Source organism: Chryseobacterium luteum, from assembly GCF_000737785.1.
GTDB lineage: Bacteria > Bacteroidota > Bacteroidia > Flavobacteriales > Weeksellaceae > Chryseobacterium > Chryseobacterium luteum.
In genome coordinates this window covers 79,825-103,441 of the sequence record NZ_JPRO01000010.1, presented here as the reverse complement: position 1 = coordinate 103,441, position 23,617 = coordinate 79,825, and the positions used below count along the sequence as shown (strand labels likewise).

At 36.8% G+C, this 23,617-nt stretch carries 27 protein-coding genes; 9 read left to right on the top strand and 18 right to left on the bottom strand.

Features of this window, described 5'->3' with window-relative positions; all coding sequences use genetic code 11:
* Window positions 1-68 precede the first annotated feature (68 nt).
* The 5 genes from IX38_RS12255 to IX38_RS12235 all read right to left on the bottom strand — a co-directional run bounded on the left by IX38_RS12255 (window position 69) and on the right by IX38_RS12235 (window position 4,323).
* On the bottom strand, window positions 69-704 hold the full coding sequence (locus tag IX38_RS12255; protein WP_034705370.1) for a cytochrome b: 636 nt from the start codon (window positions 702-704) through the stop codon (window positions 69-71).
* A 2-nt stretch (window positions 705-706) separates the two neighbouring features.
* Complete coding sequence (locus IX38_RS12250; RefSeq protein ID WP_051884694.1) at window positions 707-1,807, bottom strand: catalase family peroxidase; 1,101 nt, start codon at window positions 1,805-1,807, stop codon at window positions 707-709.
* A gap of 135 nt (window positions 1,808-1,942) precedes the next feature.
* The gene (locus IX38_RS12245; protein WP_034705368.1) at window positions 1,943-2,767 is read right to left on the bottom strand and encodes a helix-turn-helix domain-containing protein; all 825 of its coding nucleotides are present in this window, start codon (window positions 2,765-2,767) and stop codon (window positions 1,943-1,945) included.
* Between the two features lie 453 nt (window positions 2,768-3,220).
* A complete protein-coding gene (locus tag IX38_RS21970) occupies window positions 3,221-3,400 on the bottom strand; it encodes a winged helix-turn-helix transcriptional regulator (RefSeq protein ID WP_051884692.1) in 180 nt (59 codons plus the stop codon).
* Between the two features lie 26 nt (window positions 3,401-3,426).
* The gene (locus tag IX38_RS12235) at window positions 3,427-4,323 is read right to left on the bottom strand and encodes a LysR family transcriptional regulator (protein WP_034705367.1); all 897 of its coding nucleotides are present in this window, start codon (window positions 4,321-4,323) and stop codon (window positions 3,427-3,429) included.
* A gap of 88 nt (window positions 4,324-4,411) precedes the next feature.
* Here IX38_RS12235 and IX38_RS12230 point away from each other — a divergent pair, with 88 nt between their 5' ends.
* The gene (locus IX38_RS12230) at window positions 4,412-5,029 is read left to right on the top strand and encodes an NAD(P)H-dependent oxidoreductase (RefSeq protein ID WP_034705364.1); all 618 of its coding nucleotides are present in this window, start codon (window positions 4,412-4,414) and stop codon (window positions 5,027-5,029) included.
* Window positions 5,030-5,602: 573 nt separating this feature from the next.
* Here IX38_RS12230 and IX38_RS12225 read toward each other — a convergent pair.
* Complete coding sequence (locus IX38_RS12225; protein WP_034705363.1) at window positions 5,603-5,956, bottom strand: winged helix-turn-helix transcriptional regulator; 354 nt, start codon at window positions 5,954-5,956, stop codon at window positions 5,603-5,605.
* Window positions 5,957-6,059: 103 nt separating this feature from the next.
* Between IX38_RS12225 and IX38_RS12220 the strand changes: the two genes are divergently transcribed.
* Window positions 6,060-6,932, top strand: a complete 873-nt coding sequence (locus IX38_RS12220; protein WP_034705360.1) for an SDR family oxidoreductase — start codon at window positions 6,060-6,062, stop codon at window positions 6,930-6,932.
* Between the two features lie 293 nt (window positions 6,933-7,225).
* On the opposite strand, the gene IX38_RS12215 is transcribed toward IX38_RS12220, so the two are convergent.
* The 3 genes from IX38_RS12215 to IX38_RS12205 all read right to left on the bottom strand — a co-directional run bounded on the left by IX38_RS12215 (window position 7,226) and on the right by IX38_RS12205 (window position 10,119).
* Window positions 7,226-8,200: a YeiH family protein gene (locus tag IX38_RS12215; RefSeq protein ID WP_034705356.1), complete on the bottom strand. Its 975-nt coding sequence runs from the start codon at window positions 8,198-8,200 to the stop codon at window positions 7,226-7,228.
* Between the two features lie 88 nt (window positions 8,201-8,288).
* The gene (locus IX38_RS12210) at window positions 8,289-9,170 is read right to left on the bottom strand and encodes a LysR substrate-binding domain-containing protein (protein WP_034705353.1); all 882 of its coding nucleotides are present in this window, start codon (window positions 9,168-9,170) and stop codon (window positions 8,289-8,291) included.
* 4 nt (window positions 9,171-9,174) lie between these two features.
* Window positions 9,175-10,119 (bottom strand): LytTR family transcriptional regulator DNA-binding domain-containing protein, encoded by a 945-nt coding sequence (locus tag IX38_RS12205; protein WP_228377946.1) that lies wholly within the window; start codon window positions 10,117-10,119, stop codon window positions 9,175-9,177.
* A 338-nt stretch (window positions 10,120-10,457) separates the two neighbouring features.
* On the opposite strand from IX38_RS12205, the gene IX38_RS12200 reads away from it, so the two are divergent.
* From IX38_RS12200 to IX38_RS12180, 6 genes are all read left to right on the top strand, one after another.
* Window positions 10,458-11,399 carry a heme-binding domain-containing protein gene (locus IX38_RS12200; RefSeq protein ID WP_034705349.1) on the top strand — a complete coding sequence of 314 codons (942 nt, stop codon included), beginning with the start codon at window positions 10,458-10,460 and terminating at the stop codon, window positions 11,397-11,399.
* A complete protein-coding gene (locus tag IX38_RS21965) occupies window positions 11,396-11,869 on the top strand; it encodes a hypothetical protein (protein ID WP_051884690.1) in 474 nt (157 codons plus the stop codon). The genes IX38_RS12200 and IX38_RS21965 overlap by 4 nt, the downstream gene beginning before the upstream one ends.
* Window positions 11,870-12,137: 268 nt before the next feature.
* The gene (locus IX38_RS21960; protein WP_051884687.1) at window positions 12,138-13,004 is read left to right on the top strand and encodes a helix-turn-helix domain-containing protein; all 867 of its coding nucleotides are present in this window, start codon (window positions 12,138-12,140) and stop codon (window positions 13,002-13,004) included.
* A 101-nt stretch (window positions 13,005-13,105) separates the two neighbouring features.
* Window positions 13,106-13,234, top strand: coding sequence for a hypothetical protein (locus IX38_RS23360; RefSeq protein ID WP_262483450.1), 129 nt, complete (start codon window positions 13,106-13,108; stop codon window positions 13,232-13,234).
* Between the two features lie 119 nt (window positions 13,235-13,353).
* On the top strand, window positions 13,354-14,034 hold the full coding sequence (locus IX38_RS12185; protein ID WP_084680261.1) for an NAD-dependent epimerase/dehydratase family protein: 681 nt from the start codon (window positions 13,354-13,356) through the stop codon (window positions 14,032-14,034).
* Between the two features lie 286 nt (window positions 14,035-14,320).
* Complete coding sequence (locus IX38_RS12180; protein ID WP_034705348.1) at window positions 14,321-15,418, top strand: adenylate/guanylate cyclase domain-containing protein; 1,098 nt, start codon at window positions 14,321-14,323, stop codon at window positions 15,416-15,418.
* Between the two features lie 20 nt (window positions 15,419-15,438).
* Here the strand turns inward: IX38_RS12180 and IX38_RS12175 are convergent, their stop codons facing one another.
* From IX38_RS12175 to IX38_RS12150, 6 genes are all read right to left on the bottom strand, one after another.
* A complete protein-coding gene (locus tag IX38_RS12175) occupies window positions 15,439-15,660 on the bottom strand; it encodes a hypothetical protein (RefSeq protein WP_034705346.1) in 222 nt (73 codons plus the stop codon).
* A 187-nt stretch (window positions 15,661-15,847) separates the two neighbouring features.
* Window positions 15,848-17,113, bottom strand: coding sequence for an alpha/beta fold hydrolase (locus IX38_RS12170; RefSeq protein WP_228377945.1), 1,266 nt, complete (start codon window positions 17,111-17,113; stop codon window positions 15,848-15,850).
* A 101-nt stretch (window positions 17,114-17,214) separates the two neighbouring features.
* Entirely contained in the window at window positions 17,215-17,820 is a 606-nt protein-coding gene (locus IX38_RS12165) for a TetR/AcrR family transcriptional regulator (protein WP_034705344.1), read from the bottom strand.
* 325 nt (window positions 17,821-18,145) lie between these two features.
* On the bottom strand, window positions 18,146-18,499 hold the full coding sequence (locus IX38_RS12160) for a nuclear transport factor 2 family protein (protein WP_034705343.1): 354 nt from the start codon (window positions 18,497-18,499) through the stop codon (window positions 18,146-18,148).
* Window positions 18,500-18,986: 487 nt separating this feature from the next.
* Complete coding sequence (locus IX38_RS12155) at window positions 18,987-19,628, bottom strand: NAD(P)H-binding protein (protein WP_228377944.1); 642 nt, start codon at window positions 19,626-19,628, stop codon at window positions 18,987-18,989.
* 20 nt (window positions 19,629-19,648) lie between these two features.
* Complete coding sequence (locus IX38_RS12150) at window positions 19,649-20,020, bottom strand: DoxX family protein (RefSeq protein ID WP_034705340.1); 372 nt, start codon at window positions 20,018-20,020, stop codon at window positions 19,649-19,651.
* A 104-nt stretch (window positions 20,021-20,124) separates the two neighbouring features.
* On the opposite strand from IX38_RS12150, the gene IX38_RS12145 reads away from it, so the two are divergent.
* Window positions 20,125-20,487: a winged helix-turn-helix transcriptional regulator gene (locus IX38_RS12145; protein WP_034705337.1), complete on the top strand. Its 363-nt coding sequence runs from the start codon at window positions 20,125-20,127 to the stop codon at window positions 20,485-20,487.
* A 367-nt stretch (window positions 20,488-20,854) separates the two neighbouring features.
* Here IX38_RS12145 and IX38_RS12140 read toward each other — a convergent pair whose 3' ends face one another.
* The 3 genes from IX38_RS12140 to IX38_RS12130 all read right to left on the bottom strand — a co-directional run bounded on the left by IX38_RS12140 (window position 20,855) and on the right by IX38_RS12130 (window position 23,605).
* Entirely contained in the window at window positions 20,855-21,388 is a 534-nt protein-coding gene (locus tag IX38_RS12140) for a VOC family protein (protein WP_034705336.1), read from the bottom strand.
* 515 nt (window positions 21,389-21,903) lie between these two features.
* Window positions 21,904-22,674, bottom strand: a complete 771-nt coding sequence (locus tag IX38_RS12135; RefSeq protein ID WP_034705335.1) for a hypothetical protein — start codon at window positions 22,672-22,674, stop codon at window positions 21,904-21,906.
* 19 nt (window positions 22,675-22,693) lie between these two features.
* Window positions 22,694-23,605 (bottom strand): helix-turn-helix domain-containing protein, encoded by a 912-nt coding sequence (locus IX38_RS12130; protein WP_034705334.1) that lies wholly within the window; start codon window positions 23,603-23,605, stop codon window positions 22,694-22,696.
* Between the last annotated feature and the right edge of the window lie 12 nt (window positions 23,606-23,617).

Here is a 23,617-nt window from a genome sequence, read left to right as displayed (position 1 = left end):
AAAGCTATCTCAAATGAAAATGTTGTATAAACTGCAATCCGGAACTAATAAAGTGTAGAGTTAATAATTTACATAAGCCTTTCATTCCCCACATTATTTTTATCATTATTCTGTTCATCCGGCAGGAGATTTTCAGATTTATTAATTATTTTTCTTGTCCACGTAATACTGGAAAAAAGCCCGTCTCGATATACCCAGGCATGTAATAATGCTGCGGAAAGATGTCCTATGATCATCAAGAAAAACATCCAGGCCATCACTTTGTGCGCGTCATGCATCAACGCAAATAAAAATGGATTCTGTGGAAGGATTGGGGGCAGATTTAAACCGGGAACGACCTTTACCAAAAACCCTCCAGCAGACAATTGTGCCCATCCTGTTATTGGCAAAGCCACCATCATACCATACATGAGCCAATGGAGTCCTGCCGCCGCTTTTGCCTGAAAATTTGAAATGCTCGCAGGCATTTTTGGTACTGAAAAACTTAACCTGTTTATCAAACGGATGATGACCAATAATAGAATAGCTGTACCTAACGGAATATGGAGATCCAGCAACCACGGTCTCCACCTTAGGGATGTCATCATTCCCAACCCGACGAAGATCATGGTAAGTATCATCGATGCCATCAGCCAGTGCAATATACGGGCAGTTACATTGAAATGCGTTGGTGAAGCCGCAGGTATCTTTTTATTTTTAGCCATGATTACTTATTTCGTAATGTTTCTTTTTGAGGTTTGCCTACTGCATCCGTAGCCTTACCATAACCGATCTCGCGTACCCGATCGCTGTGCGAATGAGAATAAATACCGGCACGGGCTGCCAGAACCGGATCATCCGAAAGGGTAATTCCCTTTGGGACGCGCGTAGGATCGAAATTAACATCCCTGCAACCACCCTTCGTCTGGTCAAAAACATGGGATACTTCCAAGGTGCCGGCCACGATCTGTCTTCGGTTTTCCGGCCAAACCTGTGAAGGGTCATTTACCGGATCGCCTGGTTCGGCCAAAGTCAGCACGAGATCCCAGTATAACGACCCTTTTTCAAGACGCTTCTTCAAATCTTCAAACAGGAAGTCGTGGCTGGCCTCTTCACACTGACTGACACTCCATGAAGTGAACGGTGCGTGTGGGACCATAGACCAGCGTACCGCCTGCTTTTTGCCCTTTGCATCAATCAGGATAAACGAATTAATAACATTGTATTGTGCTCCTGCAAAACTGCGGGTCCAAGGTGCTGTAGCATCCCATTCTACATATTTCTGTGCTTCTGGATATTCTTTTAAAAAAGCTGCAACTCGTGCTGGATCTGGAATGCCCGTAGCCGAAGTAGGCTTATATGCCTCCATTTGCTTTAGAAAACCTTCTGCATCACGGGTAGCAAAAAAAGGTTCATTGTTAAGCTTCATCCGCCATTGTTCTCCGTCATCAGCAGTCAGCATCGCGGCCATACTTACTGTTCGGGTGGAATTATCAGGCGCATAGGGATCGGGACTGCCCAGTGAAAAGCGGCCTATAACCGGAACATTTTGCTGCGCAAAAACCCTTGCTATAGAATATGGTACTGCTTGACCTGAGGCGCGGAAAGTACCTTCAAAACAGATTCCCTTTCCGTGGGCCCGACGGTAACCTGCCGGATATGTTTTGGGAGTGTCCTGTAAAAATGTTTCGCTGGTAATGCGTCCGCCAAAAAGTCCTGCTGTATAAGCAAAGGCTAAAACTAATGTCCCTGAAATCAGAGCAATACCTATTACGATAAAGAGTACACGCTTTCTCTTCAAATAGGTAACTAAAGAATTTTTTTTCATATTTTCAAAAATTATTAGATGTGAAAACTATGATTCTTTATCGATATGTAGTTTCCCATTACTATTACTTTACCGTACAAATGTAGAGTAATTGAGAGGTGGCAGAAGTACACTTTTTAGCTAAATAAAAGGACATTACTGCTTTTGGAATTCTTTAGGCGTTAGGCCGGTATGTTTTTTTGTAAAACGTGTAAGATAAGAGGGTTCGGTAAACCCCAACTCGTATGCTATTTCCTTTACAGTCTTTTTGCCGAGATGCAGTTCTTTACGGATTTCCAAAATGATGCGATCCTGGATCAGATACTTTATCTTCTTGTTCGTGATACTTTCGCAGATCTGATTAAGCTTTTTGGCTGAAATATTTAACTTTTTGACGTAAAATGCTGCTCCTTTCTCCGTAATAAAATGTGTTTCTATCAGACTCATCAGTTTCCCGAAAACAGGATAGTCCAAATATTCTCGGACCGCTGGACTGTCATCAAAAAGAGTTGACACATGAAATAAGATCGAAAACATATAGCTTTCCATCATTAAAGCCCTATTGTACCTGTTATACTCTTTTAAAAGCAAATCAACGAGGGTTCTCATTGTTATTGCATTTTCACCGCTAAGTGGTACCAACTGATTGATAAAAAAACCATTCAGGTAATCTGATCCGATCTTCTGATTGATCCAAAAGAATACATCATTGTGAATTAAAAATAAATATCCTTTTTTATCAGTCAGATCAATTTTAATATTCTGATAGGGGTAAATGACGACGGCTTGGGAGCCAATCGCTTCAAAATCATTAAAGTCAATACTAAAAGTGATATTGGCATCTGTCTCCGTACTCCATAGCAGCTGATGGAAATTAAACCGCTGATAATAATCGAATGTACCGGCACGTAATTCTTCTATCCTAAATATCTCTATACAGGAAAATTGTGGGACCGAACTATTTAAAATATGCTTTTTCAAACTATGGTAGATTTATCAAGATAAATATAGGTTAAAGATCTTTAATTCGTATTTATCTTATCAATATGTATATTGCATCGTTTTTTGACATTAATTAATGTTTTTTGAGCTGAGACGGATTAAGTAATGGAAAACAAAAAGCAGATTAGCGATAAAAGGTACTTTTTAGCCATTATTTTACACAGAAATATTTCTACAAGCATAGTGATTGCTGAAAGCACATTCTTATATATTATTTGCAAAACATTTTTTTGGATACACATTAAATTGGATACACATTAAAGCTATGTTATTCCAAAAAATAAAACAAGATTTTCTGTGAAAATCTATCCTCTTTCATCCACTGAATAATAGATACATATACTGTTTTAAGAATATAGCCTAACCCTATTATATGCCCCAAACTTCTAAATCCATGATACCCGATTTAATGCGTATCCAATTTCTGCGAGCTCATATTCTACACGGCTGTACTTCTGCATAAATAGTCATGCTGATTATTTCATGTTCTTCAAGCTTTCGCAGTTGTAAGGTATTCATTCTTTCAGTTATACCAGGTAATTTCTTCCCATTAAAAGTAATTTCTGATCCCTCGGTTGAAATAAAAAAAACAGCAAAAACAAAAATCAACATGGTCCACACAATGGGTTATGTTGATTTTACACCATTTCTTTTTTAAACAAATCTTTAATTAAATCAAGCTCTTTCTCATATGAAGTTTTTTTTCTAGTGGCAAAGTAGAGCGTATTTTCAAGTTTTTTATGTCCTTCCCAAATCACTTTTACGGCACCACTTTCTATTTCTTTTTGGCAAAAAAAGTCAGGAATAACAGCTAATCCATTGGATCCACTCAAACAACGGACAATTGAGTTCAAGTTCGGAACAATATAATTGGGTCTGAAATCAGGAAAGTTTCCAAAATTCAATTGCCAAAAACGAAAAAGATTCTCCATGGCGCCAGTGGTTCCATACCATTTGGGGCTTTTTAAATAATGCTCGGCTTCAATATATTTTTTTTGTTTTACCAATCGCTGAAATTCCGAATCATCCACTTCGCTTCCTCCCACTAAAACAATAGTTTCTGATGAAAAAGCTTCATAAGAAATAGTAGTTGAATTTTCCTTTTGTGGGCAAATTATCAAGTCTAAAATTCCTTTATCTAAATTTTCCAGCATTTCTCTATAATCACCAAAACGAATAATCACATTAAAGGGCAAACTCGAAATGTATTGCTCCAATGTGATTTGAAAAGTCTCAAAACAAATCCCAATACTAATTGTAGGGGTATGTTTCTCCGTACTTCTATGGAAATTTTTTTCGGCATCTTCCAGGGTTTTCAATCCTTCAATAATAGCATTGTATAAAATTTTTCCTCTCTCGGTTGGAATCATTTTACGTCCTGTTCTCTCAAAAAGTTTATAACCTACATAACTTTCCAGGGAACTTAAATGCACACTCACACCGGGTTGCGAAATAAACAAAGCCTCAGCAGCACTGGTTAATGTTCCTGTTTTATAAATCGTTTTAAAGGTGCGATACCATTCTAAATTGACCATATCTATTAAATTTATAATACAAAGGTATAAATTATACTATTTGAATAATAACAAAAGCTAATCTACCTTTGCGCCATTATAAAAAATTATGAAAAAGATATTTATCATAAACGCAGGACAAAGCTTTGCTACTTCTGGTGGATTATTCAACAACACCATTACTGAAACTACTCAACAGTTTTTTAATCAATCAGAAGATATAATAATTCAAACCACTACAATAGAAAACGGATACACAGCTGAAGAAGAAGTCAACAAATTTGTTTGGGCTGATGTTATTATTTACCACACACCAGTTTGGTGGTTTCAGGTTCCGTTTAACTTTAAGAAATACATTGACGAAGTTTTTACTGCAGGAGGCAACAATGGAATTTTTAGAAACGACGGCAGAAGCTCCAGCAACCCAGATATTAATTATGGAACCGGCGGAATGTTGCAGGGCAAAAAATACATGCTCACAACCACTTGGAATGCACCAGCAACCGCTTTTACACTTCCCGGAGAATTTTTCGATCAAAAATCAGTTGACGAAGGTTCTTTTTTTGGTTTTCATAAAATGAATGCTTTTACAGGAATGACTCCTTTAAAAAGTTACCACTTTTATGACGTGATAAAAAATGCCAATATTGTAGAACATATGAAAGCATACAGCCAACATTTAGAAGAAACCTTTTCTGATAGTTTGATTACTGAAACTAAAAATTGAAAAATCCATCTACATTTTTTAAGCAGAACCATTTTATACTAAAAAATATTAAAATGACCCTAAATTTGGCGTCAGAAACGTTATACTTGGCGTTACGAACGCCAAATTTGGGGGTTTTATTGCATTTTTTAGGTTGAGATACTGTTGTTTTCTGATTTTAAAGCGCAAAAATATGCAGTGGCTAATTTTTATTTTCATGCAACCGTTGCGCTTGAGATATTTAGTGAAGCATTTTTTTTACAGGACTAGATTTGCCGTTTGGAAAGGCAGTCATTCGCAAACGTTGCATTTTGATTGGCAAAAGTCTGAAGTTTTAAGTAGGAATAAGGTTGGTTGAGAAAGATTTAGAGGACTTTTTTTAAACCACTTTTTGTATTTTTTTTGATTTTAGTGCGTTGTGTGAAAATATGCGCTAACGTCTCGGCAATACAGCGGTTTGCAACTAAATTTAGCCCTATTCAAATTAGCCAAATCATCCCAAGTACAAACTATCGTTTTTTGAGATTTTTATCTTTACATAAATCCTTATATCTAAGCTTATATCTACCAATAGTGGTAGGTGAATAGCACCGATTATGTGCGTGATAGTACAGATGTTCTATGTTCTATACCCCATTCAATCATTTTATCCAGAACCTCTGTAATTAATTTTCCTGATTCAGAAAGTTCATATTCTACGGCCACTGGTGTTGAATCATAAACTTTTCGAATAACCATTCCGTTCAACTCTAGTTCTTTCAGTTCTTTACTTAACATTCTGGGGGTGATCTTAGAAATATTACGCTGTATTTCCGTAAATCGCTTTTTGCCGAAAAGGATTGAACCAATAATGGGTAGTTTCCACTTTCCACTAATTACGTTTAATGTGTCATTAATATGTAGTACGTACTGAACGGGACAGGATTTGAAATTCTTTATACTTTCCATTTTTTCAATAATAAATGTTTACCGCTATACTTTAGTATACTGCTATATTTTAAGAAGCAAATGTACTATATCTTTGTATAACAATATTTAAAAAATTAAAAATATGATTTTAATAACAGGAGCATCAGGAAATTACGGAAAGGCGACCATTGACTTTCTATTGAAAAAAGGGTTTACGGCACAAAGTATTTCGGCTTTAGTAAGAGACGAAGAGAAAGTTGAAGACTTAAAAGCAAAAGGAATTAACGTAAGAATTGGCGATTATGATAACTATGAAGGATTAGTAGAGGCATTTAAAGGTGTTGAAAAGTTATTGCTAGTATCAAGCTCAGATATCGAAAAACGCGAAAAACAGCAGGAGAATGTAGTGAATGCAGCTAAAGTGGCAGGTGTCAAACATATATTATATACCAGCTTTGAAAGAAAAAACGATACCGAAACTTCACCTATTTATTCCATTGCAAAATCGCATATCAAAACAGAAGAATTAATTAAAGAAAGTGGGTTGACTTACACCATTTTCAGAAATAATCTTTATCTGGATCTGTTACCGATGTTTTTTGGAGAAGACGTTTTAACAACCGGAATATTTTTACCCGCTGGAAACTCAAAATCAGCGTATGTTTTGCGTAATGATATGTGTGAAGCCACTGCCAATGTATTAACAAGCAAAGGTCACGACAATAAAGTTTACTCATTGAGCAATACGGAAAGTGTATCATTACAGGAAATCGCTCATGAATTAAGTGAAATAGTTGGTAAAGACATCAACTATGTCAGCCCTCCACAAGATATTTACGTAGAAACTTTAACGAAAGCAGGTGTTCCAGCTCAATACATAGGAATGTTCGCAGGCATTGCCGAAGCGATTAAACAAGAAGAATTTTCAGCTGAAACAACAGATCTGGAAGATCTTTTGGGCAGAAAACCAACTACAGGAAAAGCATTTTTAAAAGAAGTTTATGCTTCTAAATAATATCACAACTGTAATAAATACAAAGAGCGAGTAGTTTAAACTGTTCGCTCTTTGTATATCGTTTTTGAGATTTGAATTGCGAAGCACATTACGAATACCTGAAATGAAATAAAAATTGATGAGTAAAATGAATTGCTATGACAATGCTTTAGCAGAGAGTTTTTTTTAAACTCTGAAAGCCGAACTTGCCTATCAAAATAGATATGAAACTAGAGATTATGCCAAAAACACTTCTTAGTCCTCTAATTTTAAAAAAAGCATTTGTTTTTCAACGGGAAAAACAAATGCTTTTTTTAAAACATATATTTCACGACAATTAAAGCCATTCCTGCGATGAAAATCCATAAAAAGATGCCTTGCAACAATGGTTTTACCCCGACAGATTTTATGACTGACCTAGATAATTCCGCACCGATTAAGAATAAAGTTAATGTTAATCCCGTTTTAGCGATTCTGACGATTGCAGGAGTAATAATTTTCAATTCGGAAATGTAGGTGTTCAAAAGCATTGCAACAATAAAAAGACCGATGAAATAAGGGGGGGTTATTTTCTTACTCTTATTTTTGAATATAAATCCTGCAAAAAAGGCCAGCGGAATGATCCATAAAGCTCGGGCTAATTTTATGGTTGTTGCTACTTCCAAAGCTTTGTTTCCATATTTGCTGGCTGCACCTACAACCGAGCTTGTATCATGAATGGCAATGGCGCACCAAGTTCCGAATTGCGTCTGGGAAAGATTGAGCGAATGACCAATCATGGGGAAAATAAATAATGCAATCGCATTAAGGATGAAAATTGTCCCCAATGCTACGGAAATCTGCTTTTCGTTAGCTTTGATAACCGGAGCGATGGCTGCAATAGCACTACCTCCACAAATAGCCGTTCCGCTGTTGATGAGAAAGGAAGTTTTATTTTCAGTTTTAAAGATTTTACCCAAAAAACATCCTAAGAGCAATGTGCTGAAAATGGAAAATACGGTAAAAACAATTCCGTCTTTTCCGGCAGCAACTGCACTGTAGGCATTCATCCCGAAACCCAGGCCAACAACGGAAAACTGCAACAAAAAATGGGTAGCTTTATGATTGTACTTCATATAAGGATGTCCGGTCAGCTGAGCAATAATAAGTCCCAGAAACAAAGCTAAACCCGGCTCTATGAACGAAGTGCAGCATAATAAAAGACAAACGAAAAATACTATTTTCTGAAAAGTATTTCCGAAGAAAAAAATAAATTCATTATTCTTAACAGTGGATTGATGGTTTTGCATATTCTTATTTTAATGCAAATTTCCATAATCATTATTAATGAATTTTATCATAAATAGTTATGATTGATAACTTAAAGTTATTAAAACATTACCTTATGAGAAAGTTTTTGAAGAATTTTGATAAAGCATCATTTTGACCATGAAGCTCAATAAACCTGAACTTCCGAAGGATTTTCCCTTCTCTCAGTTCAATAATTTTCAGGGTACTTTCTTTCAGTTCCTTCAATACGGAATGTAGGGAAACCATTGCCAGACAATCACTTTCGAGTACATAATTTTTGATGGCTTCTGTACTTCCCAACTGCATTTCCAGTTGTAATTGTGAAATTTTGATATGATTATTAAGGAGATATTCTGTAATAACCTCTAATGTACCCGAACCGTTCTCTCGCAGAACCAACGGATAATCCATAAGATTTTTTACAGAGATGGTTTGTTTAGAAATTCCGGTACTGAAGTTTTTTCCAATTAATACAATTTCATCTTCCAGGAAATCTTCATAATGGATTTCCGGAATTTTTCCGGAATCTTCAATAATTCCGAGATTGATTTCTTTCGTTGACAGTGCTTGTTGAATTTCCGAACTGTTTCCTGTGGTCAGGCGAATTTTGATTTCAGGAAATTTTTGATGAAATTGTGCCAAAAACCGGGGCATTACATATTGCGAAATCGTGGAACTTGCCCCAATTCTCAGTTCACCACAGAAATTTTGTGAAAGATGATTCAGTTCAAAACCCAATTCCCGGGAAAGCTGTTTCATTTTTTCGGCATAATTCAGCAGGATTTTTCCGGCTGCGGTAAGCTCTACATTACGGTTTCCGCTTCTTTCAAAAAGTGCAACTTTATATTTGGCTTCCAGTTCCTTGATGTGTTTGGTAACAGCGGGCTGGCTGATGAAAAGCTCTTCCGATGCTTTAGAAAAGCTCAGCAATCGGGCAACAGTATAAAAAACAAGTAATCGGAATTCCATCTCTTTATTTTTCCAGCCAATTTTTGAAGTCGGCTACTTTATTTTTACTAATAATAATATTCTCTTCCGATTCCGGCTCTATGATGATTTTCAGCTGATTTTTCCCATAAATCAGAATGTTTTTAATGGCTTTGATATTAATGATAAATTGACGGTTTGCTCTATAAAAATGTTCCGTTTCCAAGGTTTTTCCAATCTCGTCAAGGCTGTTTGCAGAATAGTATTTTTTGTTTTCGGCGGTACAAATCATCACTGAATTATCTTCTATTGCAAAGTACGAAATATCAGAAACTTCTAATGAGATAAGCTCGTCCTTATGATAAATGTTGATGCGTTTTCTGGTGGGTTGCATTTCGGCTTCATCATCAGAACTACTTTCCTGAATTGCCATTAATTTTTCCTGTTGGTATTTCAGTTGCTGATTCAACGCAGAAAGTGTGTTGACTTCCAGATTCAATTTATTGATTTCTTTATTTTTTTCTTTTTCAAAGTTTTTATAAATCAATCGGATAAGAAAAAAACTTATTCCTAAAAGCAGAAAAGAAGACACCAAAAAGGTCAGCAGAAAATTTTTATACAAAGCTGATATTTCCTGGTTTAGGACTTCTATATTGGCGTGAGAAGCGAGCATCCAATTGCTTCCCGAAACAGGATAAACACTCACAATCTCGGAACTTCGGTTTTCAGATTCCGGGAAATTTCGAATTCCGGTATTTCCTTTTCCTTTTGTCAGGATTTCGCGGAATTTAGAAAACGTATTTTTTTCCGAAAGGAACTGGGAATTATTTTCATCTATTTTTTGACCAATCAAAGCAGGGTTTGGATGACAAAGTTCGATTCCTGCAGTATTGTACATGCAGATGAAACCACTTTGCGTATCAGTATTAACAATACTGTTTTGCAGGTTTTGGATTACTTTTTCAGGAGAAATCCCTTCTCTTAGTTGCAATTCCAAAAGTTTTCCCACTTCACGAGATTCTCGTTTTCCGGATTCTAACTTGCTGCTTAGCAAGTCGTTTTTTGAGGACTGGTACAGATACCGAAACGAAAAGAAACTGCATATTAAAATTAAAATGCTAATGGTAATAAAAGTCAGCAGGTACAATTGGTCTCTTTTCACTTTTTAAAATATTAATGAATCTAAATTACGTTTTTTGTAGAAATTGCATTGACTGTTCAGCCATTAAAATTCCTTTTTAAGGCTTGATTTTACCTGTTCACTGATTTTATTATAATGAAAAGCATTGATTTGCAGTAACTTTGTTTCATCATCTAAAAGTTGAGTGTATGAAGGTATATAATAAAATTATCATTGCTTTATTGGCTGTTTTTATTTTGATTCAGTTTTTCCGTCCGGAAGAAATTGATAAAGGAATTCCAATGAAACCGCTTGCAGGAGTTCCGAAAAATGTAAATGCCATTTTACAATATTCCTGTTTCGATTGTCATTCTTCGCAAACCAATTGGCGTTGGTACGACAAAATTACCCCCGCCAATTACCTGGTGGCTTCCCACATCCGTGAAGGTAGAAGTGCATTGGATTTTTCCAAATTCAATGATTTACCGAAACCACAGCAAAATTCTACTATCTATTATTCTGTAAACAAAATTCTTTCCGGAGAAATGCCGCTTCCGGATTATGCAGCAATTCATTCTTCTGCAAGATTATCAGAAAATGATATTCAGACCCTGAAAGAATATGCGTTATCCCTAACTCCCGGAAAACCATCGGAAAGCTCTTCTAAATCTTTAAAGAATGAGATTAAGTTCAATCAAAAAGTTAAAAATTCACCCAACGGATTGGCTTATGTTCCGGGTTTCAGAAACTGGAAAGCTATCAGTACAACCGACCGTTTCGATAATGGAACAATGAGGATTATTTACGGAAATGATGTGGCTGTAAAAGCTATTGAAAATGAAAATATCAATCCTTGGCCGGATGGAGCCGTTCTTGCAAAAGCCGCCTGGAAAGAAAATGTGAATGCCGACGGAAATATAAGCATAGGGAATTTTGTACAGGTGGAACTGATGGTAAAAGATTCCCGGAAATATGCAAAAACCAAAGGTTGGGGTTGGGGAAGATGGAAAGGAACGGATTTGAAACCTTACGGCGATTCGCCGGATTTTGATAAAGAATGTATTGAATGCCATAAGCCAATGAAAAACAGGGATTATACATTTACCTCACCTTTATATCTTATTTCTCAACTTAAAAAAATTCAGAAATGAAAAATATAGTGTTTTATAGTTTACTCGTATGGACATTGTTTTCCTGTCAGAAAGAAAATATACAGTTCATTAACAAACAAGCTTCCGTCGAAAATCTGGGTGACTTGCCGATAAACCCGTTGCTGCTTCACCCAATTACATCATCCATTCAGACTAAAGAAAAAACGATGTCTACATTGTATGGAAATTCAGTTGCTTTTGAAGATGCAATGAAAACAGATTCGATAAAATACTGTAAGGATGCAGTTTTGTATGAAATTACCTGGAAGCAAAAACCTGATGAGGTTTGGTTTGGCGGAAATATTCCAAAAGAAATAAAGTCTGTGGAAAGGCTTACCTTTGATGATAATGGAAATCCTGTTTACCAATTGTATAAAGGTAAATATTTACGAAAAGAGCATTCTGATGAGATGATTTCCCATTTGCGGACGAAATATATTTTGTCTCAAAAAATTGCAGTTTCACCATAACGTCAAAAATGATAACAGTAAATTATGATACATTTCGTGATAAATTGATAACTGCCAGTAATTTGCATTAACGAACATTGAAATTTGTGGTACATATAGTTAATAATGTACACATTGATCTTTAAATATGTAGAAACGATTTTGGAGTATAATCAGTATATTTATCACAGCAATTCGAACAATACTTAAATGATATCAGTTGAGAACTTAAAGTAATAGTAATAATAGACGAATTGCCAAAGAGAGAAGCTGTCTAATACTGTAAATAATGGAACAGGAAGATAAGAACGGTATGCTATACACGGTTGATGGAAGCCTAAATGCTGTCATCAGCCATTTTTACCATATATATCATAATGGTGGAGCGCCGGTAATAAAGCATTTATCTCCAAGCCTTGAGATGCTTTTGCTGTTTAATTTTGGCACATCCATTCCAATATCATTCAACAATTCATCCTCAACCAAAGTAATCAAAAAGGGCTGTTCAGTTATCGGTCCGCTAAAACAGATGCTTAATTATGAGCTTAATGAAGGGGCTGACTCAATAGTAGTGAATTTTAGATTAAGCGGATTTTACAGTCTCTTTAATGTACCGCTTAATAATTTTGATGGACAGACGGTTTATAATCCTGATGAACTGACTGGTAAGTATTCCTGGCATGAGCTATATGAAACACTTTCCGAGATTACTGATGTCAAGGCCAGATTGACTATAATTGCTGATTACGTTGCGCATTATATACGTGAGATGGATGCTGTTGTCCAGCCACTTATTGACGGCGAGCATTACTTTTATAACCCTGCAACCCATCCGGTGAAAGCCATTGCATCGGACGCCAAATTAACCGAGCGTACCGTCCAGATTCGGTTTCAGAAGTATGCCGGTTATTCTCCTAAGGAATTACTGCGTTTTTTAAGATTTAAAATGGTTATTGCCCAACTTACCAATACCCAGGAAAAAATGCCCGATATGTTTGAGATCGTAACAGCATTTAATTACCATGACCAAAGTCATCTTATTAAAGACTTTCAGCAATTTTTGGGTACAACACCGCAACAGTTTATAAAAGATTTAAAGGGAAAAGAATTTTTTACCGTGGGCTCGGGGCCTAAGAGCCTGGACGTAATTGAATAATTTTTAGTGATACTTTGGGAGGTTCGTTTTCTTACAATGGCCGTAAACAATCGTGATGTAGTTTTGCTTTAGAAATAAATAATATTCTAAATCTTAAAATTATGACCCACACCATCTTAGGTGCCAATGGTACCATCGCTACCGAACTTATACCTGTATTAAAAAAGCACAATGTAAACATCAGGCTCGTCTCAAGAACACCTCAAAATATTGAAGGCACAGATCTATAACCGCCGATGCGCTTAATTCTGAAGAGGTACTTTCTGCCATACTCGGTTCGGATGTTGTCTATCTTACCATTGGGATCGTGTATAACGCAAAAATATGGAAGGAACAATGGCCCGTTATTATGCGAAACGTAATCAATGCCTGTAAGGCTACGGGTGCAAAACTTGTTTTTTTTGATAATATTTATATGTATGGTAAGATTGATGGCGTGATAACCGAGGATACCCCATACAATTATATAAGTAAAAAGGGACGGGTCCGCGCAGACGTAGCCCGTATGCTGCTGCAGGAAATGGCAGCCGGAACGATAAAGGCAACTATTGCAAGGGCAACTGATTTTTATGGACCGAGGGTAATAGAAAAAAGCTTTGCAGGCCTGATGGTATTTGACAGGATGAAGAAAGGAAACAGTTCGCAATGGTTCATTAATGCCGACGTGCCACGGTCTTTTAACTATACGCCGGATGCTGCTGAAGCACTATATATCCTGGCTACCAGCGAGAAATCATTCGGTCAGGTATGGCACCTGCCGTCTGCAGCCCCGATGACGGCAAGGCAATTCATTAAATTGGCAGCACAGAATATGCAAAGTTCGGATAAGGTTACTGTACTGCCTAAGATCTTATTGAAAATATTCGGTTATTTCAACCCATTTATGAAAGAGGCTTATGAGATGAATTACCAAAATGAATTTCCACTTCATTTCAGTTCGGCTAAGTTCGAAAAAGCGTTCAACTTTAAACCGACCTCTTACATCGATGGCATAAGAGAAACGGTAGCATGGCATTTAGGAAGGGAATAGTATCAGTTCTTTTACGGACAGGTTCGCTCTTAGGAATTTTTCATTTTTAAAGGTTATAAAATTTATCCCAAACTCATCGTCTTTCCAGTTCGCCCATTAAGGCGACATAAGAAAACTTGTCATATGGCGTTTTTGCTTCCGCATTCAGTTCTACAACTGATAAAAAACAAATTTAATGATAACTATAAATTGCCAATGCATTTTCTGATAAGTCAAGAAATGATCAAAGATCTTAAAGATATAGCTAGCTGATAATATTTTCGTAAATTTCCATTACTTTAAACCTATGCTGTCACCTAAAACCAGAAGAAATATTACCCGAATCATTCCTTTCGGAATGATATGGTTTGTTTTTAGCCTGCTATATTCCGTGCTGGAGAAAAGTCTGCTCGGAAATCTTGATCATTACCCGTCATCTGGTGTCAAGTATGATTTCGCAGGAAATATTTTGGCAATTCCTGCCGGTGGCTTGATAATGGGATTATTGACTGGTATTCTGGAGATCAGTTATTTCAGTAAGAAGTTTATTACAGATAGCTTTACCAGAAAGATTTTATTTAAGTCAGTTGTGTATCTGGTCATTTTCATTGTTTTCCTGATCGTACTTTCGTTTGTCAATGCGTTATTTGCGCATGATGAGCAGTCTTTCTTTAAGTTATCATCACCTATCTGGACATTTTTTACCAGCTACTCTGTCATCGGCATTTTACTTTACATCTCTTCGATAGTGGTGATTACACAATTTTACACTGAATTTAGCGATAGTATTGGTACTGGCACATTGAATAATTTTTTTCTGGGTAAGTATCATCATCCTTTAGAGGAAGAAAGAATATTTATGTTCGTGGATATGAAGTCTTCAACAACAATCGCTGAAAATCTAGGCCATGTTAAATATTTCCAAATGTTAAAAGAATATTTTGTCGACCTGTCTGGTGCTGTTATTGACCATGCCGGTGCAATCTATCAATACGCCGGTGATGAGATGATTATATCCTGGAAACTGAAAGATGGGCGAAATAACAACAATAGTATTGAATGCTTTTTCGCTATGAAATCCGCTCTTGAAAAACAAACTGAAAAGTACAACAGCAAATTTGGCTTTTTACCGGGCTTCAAAGCGGGAGCGCATTATGGTAAGGTGACTGCTGGCGAAATTGGATCATTAAAAAAGGAAATCATTTTTACAGGCGACGTACTCAATACTTCGGCAAGGATCCAGGGACTTTGTAATCAGTTAGGCGCAGACCTCCTGATATCAGAAGACTTCGTTAAGGTACTTCATCTCCCTGCGAGCTATGCCATAACATCGGTTGGAGAAACCCAGCTTAAAGGCAGGAGTAGACCAATGGAGCTATTTGCTGTTTCTCAAAGAATTTCATAAATAGCTATCAGGCGAGAGATTCACTCAATACGACAATACCCTGATAGACATATTGTTATAAATAAAAAAGCAATAAGAAACTGCAATAAGTAAGTGCTTATCTCCATATCATCACCGCCAAGTCCGCATTGTTTAAGATCAATGTTTAAAAATACCTTATGTCTTGGCGGCAAATCAACAGGATGCTGCTGCTTTTTAGTCAGACCCAGATTAAGGTCTTCTACACTGTGATCAATGACCATAAAAGCAAAGACTTTTAATTCCTTTACAATCCTTCATAATGTAAAGTTAAAAATGAGCAAGGACGTGAGTTGTCTTATTCAATACAATTTTCATTTTGCAGCAATGGGTTCGATTAAAGTAATTGATGTAAACAATCCCAATAACCACAATACTTATCGTTACCTAGGGCTTATAATATACCGTCTATTAAATGTGCTGCAAAAAATCAGCAATCAATCCAGTGAGTTGTTCAGGTTGTTCCTGTTGCAGCCAGTGGCCCGCATTTTCAATGATGTGAAAGCTTTGCATTTTTGTACAGGCCTTGCGCTGCATCTGTTCCAATGCCCCTGGCGGACGAAATGTTGCCCAGTCAGCGGTCCCTGAAATAAAACAAGATGGCACATCTATGGTGTGACCCGAAAAAAGTTCGAGGTCAGACCTGTTTAATCCAATCGTGGTGCAGCGGTACCAGTTTAATCCGCCCTGGAAACCGGTACGTTTAAACTCCTGTGTGTAGACATCAAGGTCTCTATCTGTAAGCCATTTACAAGCGGCTATTTCTTTTTGCGAAGGCATAAAAGGATCTACTTCCTCTGGCATTGTTTTATCAAGATCCAAAACATAATACATCGGCTGTTTAGCGAATTCTTCCGCCGTTCCCGAGGTAAGTGGAAATGGTTTATTATGGCTCCAGTCGGCACTCTTCACGTGAAAGTAAGCCCGCTGAAAATTGTGCAGGCCTTGCTTGCAGTTCAGCATATCATTATTGGCGTTGCGTGATGAGAAATAGGTGGTACTGTCTTTGCGGGGCCTTGGTAGTGATGCAAGTGGATCTTTTACAGGTACTGCCGGTTGTGAATTCGGTAAAGCTTGTGCTCCAACGCCAAAAGGTAAAGGTTGCACTCCACCGAAGGGACAACTTAGCAAAACAACTGATCTGAAAAAATCTGGTCGAACGAGAGCACAATAGGCTGCTACCGTCGCACCCACATCGTGTCCAACTACAGCGTAAACGGAATCTTGCCCCATAGCCATCATCAAACCCAAAGCATCGCGAGAAAGTTGATGTGTCCTGAAAGAGGCAAAATTTCCATCAAAAGAATTGTCCGATCCGGTTGTACGGCCATAGCCACGGAGATCAGGAGCGATCACGTGGTAACCCGCAGCGGCCAATGGAAGCATTATTTTCCGCCAGCTATACGCAAGTTCCGGAAATCCGTGCAGCAGAAGTACTGCAGGGCGTTTCGGTGTTTCAAAACCGGCTTCCAATACGTGTACTGTCAGTCCGTTGACTCCGGTAACATAACGCTCGCGTATGCCTTCCGGTAGCTCTATATCCTTTAATTGATCTTTTGTTTTCATCTGATTTGTTTTTATTGGATTTGTTTTTTCTGCTAATACCTCCAAAGGATTGATTAAAAATACGCCTAAGGCAGTAAGTGCTGTAGTTTTTACAAAGTTTTTGCGATTCATATTTGATATTTATTAGATTGATTAACATTAAAAGACTTTTTGGTCTTATTTTGATTAAAAAAAATGGTTTTCCTGATTCCATCATTTAAACCATAAGTTCATTAATTATGTTTAATTTCAAAAGATTTCAACTCCGATTTAAGCATCTTTATGACTGTGTGCATAGGCTTAACACTATCGGTTACTCTCGAAATCAGAGTTGCTCCTTCCAGCATTACCAGTACTTTTAAACAATACTCTTCAGGCTTCAGTTTATCTGATAATTCTCCGTTTGCAATACCTTGTTTTAAAATATCAATAAAAGAGGCCATAGAGCCTTCGATCATAGCTTTTACCTTTTTTTTAACTGTTGGATTTGTGTTATCCGAGTCTACACCGAAATTCAATATCGGACATCCGCCTTCGATAAAGGGAACCAGCGGATTTTTACGAAGATCAATGAACGCAAAAAGTTTTTTAACTGCTGTTGTCTCTTTTGACATAACAGAATACGCTTTAGCAGACATTTTACCGAAGAGAAAATCTACACTGGCTATAGAAATCGCCTCTTTGTTTTCAAAATTCCCGTATATACCACCTTTCGCCATTTTTGTAGCGGCCAGTATATCATCTATAGTTGTTCCTGCAATTCCTTTAGAATTGAATATGGGTGCCGCCTGTTCAATGATAAACTGCTTCGTTCTTTCCGCCTTTCCCTTTATGTTCATTGTTTAATTTAATAATTCAAATTTAGACCAAAAAGTCTTATTTAAACTACAAATAAAAAAAAATTAACAAAATAATAACATGGTATCTTATGATTTAGCTTCGATGTTACCAAAAGTTTATTGTGCTCAAGTCGCTCATTTCAACAATTCAAAAGTATGATATTATGTATTTTTCAAATTCTGTCATTCTCAAAGTTGCCGCTAATGTTGATGTGTAAGATTACTTTCGTTTTTAAGCACCGAATTTACTATACAGGAATTTTCCAAATGAGCAACGACTAAAACAATTAAATATACACGGTGTTGTGCGTCCTTACTTTTTGCTCTATTCAAGTTCAATATCCATTCTTCGAAATAAATCATCCTGAATCGTGATAATGTGTTTTACGATTCCATTAAATATTAGATCGCCTTTCAGGTCTTTTACTTTTTGTAGAACTGATACCTCAAACGTTCCATTGGGTCGTTCAATAAATCCGATTGGTTCAACATTCGGGTTTATTTCTGTCCATTGCCTTGTCCAATATTTTCTGACATCTTCTTGACCACGTACGTAACCACCTTCAAATGCTTTTGGCCATTCTACTTCCGTGTGAAATGTCGAAAGTGCAGCATCTATGTCCCGAGAGTTAAAAGCAGAATACGCTTTTTTAATTAATTCCTGAATTTGACTGTTCATATTTATTCTCTTTTATTTTTTTCTAAGGCTGTTTCTCTTATGATGCACAACGTTCTCGTATAAGAATAGCTCCGGTTTTACCTGAGAGGATTTTCATAGGAAAATTAGACGTATTAAACTTGCAAAGACCTTTGGTTAAGCGCAAAATAAAGAAATTATTTATACTTATTGTTAGCTGCAGTTATTTAAAAGCTAAATAGGCCATGAAATTATTATTTTGACGACTATTGCAAAATTTAAATAGCAATAAATCAATTGTAAATTTTTTCTATAAATTGGCTTACAGAGGTTGGTTTTCTATTTAAAAAAATCATTAAGCTGTCATCCTCCTTGTCCATTGTTTGTTGCTTTAAAGCTGTGCTCCACATATTGAACATACCGATGTACATTTCTGGAATACCTGCCTTTTCCAAAATAGCTTTGTACTCTGTAACATTAGGAGATTTGTACTCAATTTTTTTACCTAATACTTCTGAAATATTTTCAGCTATGATTTAAAATCAACAGATTCTGTATTTGTTAACGTATAGGTTTTGTTTTTATGGCCTTCGGTTACCATAACGTGAGCTGCAGCTTCAGCCAATTCATCACGAAGAACCCAGCTTGCTTTTCCTTCACCTGCAGGAAAGAGGATGGTTTTAGTATCTGCAACTTTATCACCTACAAAAGCAAGTATCATTTCGGCATATATTCCATTTTGAAGAATTGTATAGTTAATTCCGCTATCTTTTAAATAACGTTCAGTCTCAAGGTGAGAATTTTGAAAATCTGCGATGGCTGAATCTTCAAATCCTGGTTTTCTTACAAAAGATGTATAAACGATATGTTTTACTCCTACTTCTTTGGCGGCTTTTATTGCATTTTTGTGATGCACTGTACGGTTCTCAATTGCTTCTCTATCGTTGCTTGACACCAGCAATAATTTATCTATACCCTGGAAAGCTTTTACCATCGAATTATAATTGGTGTAATCGCCTTCCTTTATTTGTATTCCTTTCTCTATTAAGCTCTTTGCTTTACCGGCATCTCTAACTAGAGCTGAAATTTCTGAAGGGTTTACTTCTTTATTTAGCAAATGTTCAATTGCCTTTGAACCAAACTGTCCGGTTGCTCCTGTTACTAAAATCATAATTTTTATTTTTTAGTTTATTAATTATTTCTATTTATTTCCTGAAGTTTTGCATTGCTCACATACGACACAATTAAAATGGCAAGAAAAACTATTCCTGTCATAATTTTACTTACGGGGTCGCCTACCACGGCGTGTGCCAGGGTCGCCGAGGCAAACATAATAGAGAAACCAATGTACGCCGTCTCTTTCAACAATCGGACAGGCAGCCAAATCAAAACTGCACCTATAATTTTTGCTATCCCCAATTCAATTCTGAAATAGTCTGGAAAACCTAAATGTTCCATCGACACCTTGACTTCAGGTTTTGTTAGCGTTTCAAACGCGATAAATAGCATCATTACGGAAATGATTCCAGTTGTAACGTAATACACGATTTTCGTTGCTTTCATTTTTTAAATAATTTTATTTAACAAAGTTATGTACATTTGCTAACCAAAATACAGTAGTTTACAAAAAGTAAGTAGTAACGTTTTGGTTAGTAGATTAAAAAAATATGGCAGCAAGTAAATTAGAATATTCACCATTACAATGCACAAATCGTATATCTGCAACCGAAGACGCCATATTTGTTCTTGGCGGTAGGTGGACAATAAGAGTAATGATTGGAATTTTGGGCGGAAATAGCAGATTCAATGAATTGCAGCGAACCGTAAAAGGTATTTCTTCAAAAATGCTGTCAAGCGAATTGAAAAAATTAGAAGTGAACCATTTGGTTGAAAGAAAAGTGTTCGCCGACCAAATTCCCGTTATTGTTGAATATATTCCTACCGAATACAGTGAATCCTTGAAAGATATTATTACTGCTTTGTCTCAATGGGGTGCAAATCACAAAAAGAAAATTACAACCGATAATTAATATAGGACCAAACCCAATTTTGAATTAAATAGATTGTCTAAAATATTGTGACTTATTAGTGAAAGAATCTAAGCAATTATTTTTGCTATTTGCAGCTAATGATTGTGGCTTGGCGTAGTAGCGGATTTTTAGCAGTGAAGTCCTATTTACAGATATTATTCTCAAATGCTTTTTACAATAGGCAGTACAGCTATCGGATCCGTAGGTGAGATAAGTGCACCAAAAGTAAGCAATAGATGAAACCTTTCATAATCAGTAGTGAGCCATTTGGAAGTGGCAGAATGCATTTGCTTTGATTAACAAATCTACTCTAATTACATTGGTTATATTTTGCGTTAGCCAGATCGCCATCTCATTAAGATAATTCTCATCTGTTTTCAAAAAATCGTTTCAGTGTTTTTAAAGCTTCATCCAAAGATTTTTGAATATATGAAATACCTTGTACTGCTTCCGGAGTAGAAGCTATTCGTCCAATTTCCTCGGGTTTGGTAAAATCAATTTCTTCAATGCGTTGATTTATCCACCACAAGTTTCCAAATGGATCGATAATCCTGCAAACCTTTTCTCCAAACCATAAAGAAGTTATGTCAGTTACTGATTTAGCTCCAAGGTTAATTGATTTTTGATAAACATCCTCAACATCCTCGACGTACAGATTTAGAAAACTTGGGGTCGGCGGCCAGCCTTCTCTTGAATCAAAAAGCATAACTAAGGCATCTCCAATTTTTACGACTACGTGAATGATAGTCCCTTCTTCATTTGTAATTCTGCTGTGAGGAATCTCTTCCGCATCAAAAGCAACCTTTAAAAATTCAATTAATTTGGCTGAGGACGGAGAGATAATCCAAGGTGTTACTGTTGTGTAGTGCTCAGGCACTATTTTAAGTTTTTTCGCTTCCATAATATTGTTAAGTTTATTTATGTAAAGATACTCGAGGTTAGTGACAACTCTATGTCAGTAGTACATATTAAAGCACAATTAATATTCAATTTCATCAAAATCATTTTTTATCTAACCAGTTGCTAGTTTGGTCCTTGGAAAAAATGAAATAAATTCCAATTGTTGTATAAATTCCAATTGCAAGCCAGCTGTTGAGCCAGATTAACCAGCTCCAATTAATAAATGATAGAACCGTAAAAACTACTCACCTTTGTAACGTTAATCAAGATTTTCCGGTTCGAAATTCCCTTAAGCAATTGCATATACCTGATTAAGGTAAATTTTTCTTTCCTGTTCATAGTAAAATCTAGCTATGCTTTCATATTAATATTCCTGATGATTTTACTACACTTTTTAAATTAGCAAATTTAATTTTCTTATACTTTATTAAACTACCTTTCAGTGTTCAATGCCCTGGCTAAAGTGAAAACAGTGGTTGATCTAGAGGCCATTGCTGCAGGCTGGAAAGAGAAAAATTACGAAAAGCTTAATAAAGGTTTGCTGTTAAGTGCTTGTATCAGGCAGAAAAGTGCCAAAGCCCCATAAACTAATCCTAAAATTATAATCAGCTTAATATCTCTGAGCAAATAATAAGCCATTAGCGGTAATACCTGCAAAGCATGCATTCCCACAAAATGCGCGATACGCAGATCGCCATATTTACGGCTCCAGTTAAGCAAAGGTATACCATCCTCATCACCCGAACCACCAACACTATGTGAACCATTGGCACCTATGATCGCACCCTCAAACGCAAATATGACAAATAAAAATACACCTATACGAATAGCCCAGAGGTAATAGCCGGGGAGTTCGGGAAATTCTCCTGTACAAAATAAAATGCCGATATAGCCGGTATACAAAGTGGCGCCCATGGCTGCAAACGCCATGGCCGCAGTAAGCGAAGTATAAAGGGATGAACTGACATTATAATGCGACAACTGACCGCGAGCAGCCTGAAAAGTGATATAAAATAACTCGAACCCCAATAATATAATGGTTGTCCAGCTGTATATGCTGACTTGTTCAGGTAGTTCAAGATACCCGGTATACCAGCCCATCGTCCAGCAAAACATACCGATCGACAAAGCGAATTTAAAAGGTTTATACCAGACGTTAGCGCCATTTATCTGAACATAGCTGAATTTTGCAATCAGCAATATCAAAACAGCGATCAAAAGGCAGATTAGCCCGAAGTAAAACAAGAGCTCATTTCTGGATCTTAAAACGGTAAAAAAAGCGATCATAATTTTATAGATATTTCCGTTAATTAAATTTGGTCCGAAATTCCAGAGGCGAAAGACTGGTTTTACTCTTAAATAATTTACTGAAGGAAGGTGGGTGTTCAAAACCTAACGTATAGGCGATTTCGCTGATCGACAGGTCAGTAAGAGATAATTTCTCTTTCGCTTTTGCGATAAGCTTTTCGTGAATGTGTTGTTGCGTACTCTGACCGGTCAATGCTTTCAGCAAAGCGCTTAGATAGGTGGGTGAGATATTTAAGGTATCTGCAATGAATTGTACGGTCGGCAATCCCTTTTGGATCAGGTCATCACTGTTAAAATATTCCTCAAGCATTTCTTCCAGGCGGTTCAGGATCTGATGACTGCTGATTTTCCTGGTCAAAAACTGGCGGTTGTAAAACCGGTCACAATACTGGAGTAACAGTTCAATTTGTGCGACTATCAAGCCTTGGCTGAACTTATCGATGTTGGCATGATATTCCTGTTTGATCAGCTGGGCAATACCTGCAATAGTTGTCTCTTCTTTCTCAGAGAGGAAAAGTGCCTCATTTGCCGAGTAGTCAAAGAACCCATATTGCCTGATCGTTTTTGCCAACGGTGTGCCCCATAAAAAATCCGGGTGGACAAGCAGCATCCAGCCTGAATTTTTATAATCCTGATCGGCGTCAAATGAAAACACCTGTTTTGGCGCTATGAAAAACATGACACCCTCATCAAAATCGTAGGCCTGCTGTCCATAGGTGTATTTGATCGTACCCTCAAAATTTCTTTTCAGCGAGATGACATAAAAATCGAATACAACGCTGATCCGGCTGTTCCCTGCCGGTGGTTTGAAATCATTCATGCTGATGACACTCACCAAAGGATGTTCCGGTTTGGCTATCCCCAAAACCTGATGGTATTGGCTGATGGTTTTCATTTGATACGGTTCCATTTTTTTGTACTA

Excerpts from the sequence above, each read along its gene's own strand:
- IX38_RS12235 (WP_034705367.1), bottom strand. The coding sequence starts at position 4,323 with ATGGTCAATTTAGAATGGTATCGCACCTTTAAAACGATTTATAAAACA.
- IX38_RS21960 (WP_051884687.1), top strand. The coding sequence starts at position 12,138 with ATGGAACAGGAAGATAAGAACGGTATGCTATACACGGTTGATGGAAGC.
- IX38_RS21965 (WP_051884690.1), top strand. The coding sequence starts at position 11,396 with ATGAAAAATATAGTGTTTTATAGTTTACTCGTATGGACATTGTTTTCC.
- IX38_RS12170 (WP_228377945.1), bottom strand. The coding sequence starts at position 17,113 with ATGAATCGCAAAAACTTTGTAAAAACTACAGCACTTACTGCCTTAGGC.
- IX38_RS12230 (WP_034705364.1), top strand. The coding sequence starts at position 4,412 with ATGAAAAAGATATTTATCATAAACGCAGGACAAAGCTTTGCTACTTCT.
- IX38_RS12145 (WP_034705337.1), top strand. The coding sequence starts at position 20,125 with ATGGCAGCAAGTAAATTAGAATATTCACCATTACAATGCACAAATCGT.
- IX38_RS12250 (WP_051884694.1), bottom strand. The coding sequence starts at position 1,807 with ATGAAAAAAAATTCTTTAGTTACCTATTTGAAGAGAAAGCGTGTACTC.
- IX38_RS12255 (WP_034705370.1), bottom strand. The coding sequence starts at position 704 with ATGGCTAAAAATAAAAAGATACCTGCGGCTTCACCAACGCATTTCAAT.
- IX38_RS12180 (WP_034705348.1), top strand. The coding sequence starts at position 14,321 with ATGCTGTCACCTAAAACCAGAAGAAATATTACCCGAATCATTCCTTTC.
- IX38_RS12135 (WP_034705335.1), bottom strand. The coding sequence starts at position 22,674 with ATGATCGCTTTTTTTACCGTTTTAAGATCCAGAAATGAGCTCTTGTTT.
- IX38_RS12220 (WP_034705360.1), top strand. The coding sequence starts at position 6,060 with ATGATTTTAATAACAGGAGCATCAGGAAATTACGGAAAGGCGACCATT.
- IX38_RS12225 (WP_034705363.1), bottom strand. The coding sequence starts at position 5,956 with ATGGAAAGTATAAAGAATTTCAAATCCTGTCCCGTTCAGTACGTACTA.
- IX38_RS12140 (WP_034705336.1), bottom strand. The coding sequence starts at position 21,388 with ATGGAAGCGAAAAAACTTAAAATAGTGCCTGAGCACTACACAACAGTA.
- IX38_RS12160 (WP_034705343.1), bottom strand. The coding sequence starts at position 18,499 with ATGAACAGTCAAATTCAGGAATTAATTAAAAAAGCGTATTCTGCTTTT.
- IX38_RS12215 (WP_034705356.1), bottom strand. The coding sequence starts at position 8,200 with ATGCAAAACCATCAATCCACTGTTAAGAATAATGAATTTATTTTTTTC.
- IX38_RS12130 (WP_034705334.1), bottom strand. The coding sequence starts at position 23,605 with ATGGAACCGTATCAAATGAAAACCATCAGCCAATACCATCAGGTTTTG.
- IX38_RS21970 (WP_051884692.1), bottom strand. The coding sequence starts at position 3,400 with ATGTTGATTTTTGTTTTTGCTGTTTTTTTTATTTCAACCGAGGGATCA.
- IX38_RS23360 (WP_262483450.1), top strand. The coding sequence starts at position 13,106 with ATGACCCACACCATCTTAGGTGCCAATGGTACCATCGCTACCGAACTT.
- IX38_RS12210 (WP_034705353.1), bottom strand. The coding sequence starts at position 9,170 with ATGGAATTCCGATTACTTGTTTTTTATACTGTTGCCCGATTGCTGAGC.
- IX38_RS12185 (WP_084680261.1), top strand. The coding sequence starts at position 13,354 with ATGCGAAACGTAATCAATGCCTGTAAGGCTACGGGTGCAAAACTTGTT.
- IX38_RS12150 (WP_034705340.1), bottom strand. The coding sequence starts at position 20,020 with ATGAAAGCAACGAAAATCGTGTATTACGTTACAACTGGAATCATTTCC.
- IX38_RS12200 (WP_034705349.1), top strand. The coding sequence starts at position 10,458 with ATGAAGGTATATAATAAAATTATCATTGCTTTATTGGCTGTTTTTATT.
- IX38_RS12155 (WP_228377944.1), bottom strand. The coding sequence starts at position 19,628 with ATGATTTTAGTAACAGGAGCAACCGGACAGTTTGGTTCAAAGGCAATT.
- IX38_RS12175 (WP_034705346.1), bottom strand. The coding sequence starts at position 15,660 with ATGGTCATTGATCACAGTGTAGAAGACCTTAATCTGGGTCTGACTAAA.
- IX38_RS12165 (WP_034705344.1), bottom strand. The coding sequence starts at position 17,820 with ATGAACATAAAGGGAAAGGCGGAAAGAACGAAGCAGTTTATCATTGAA.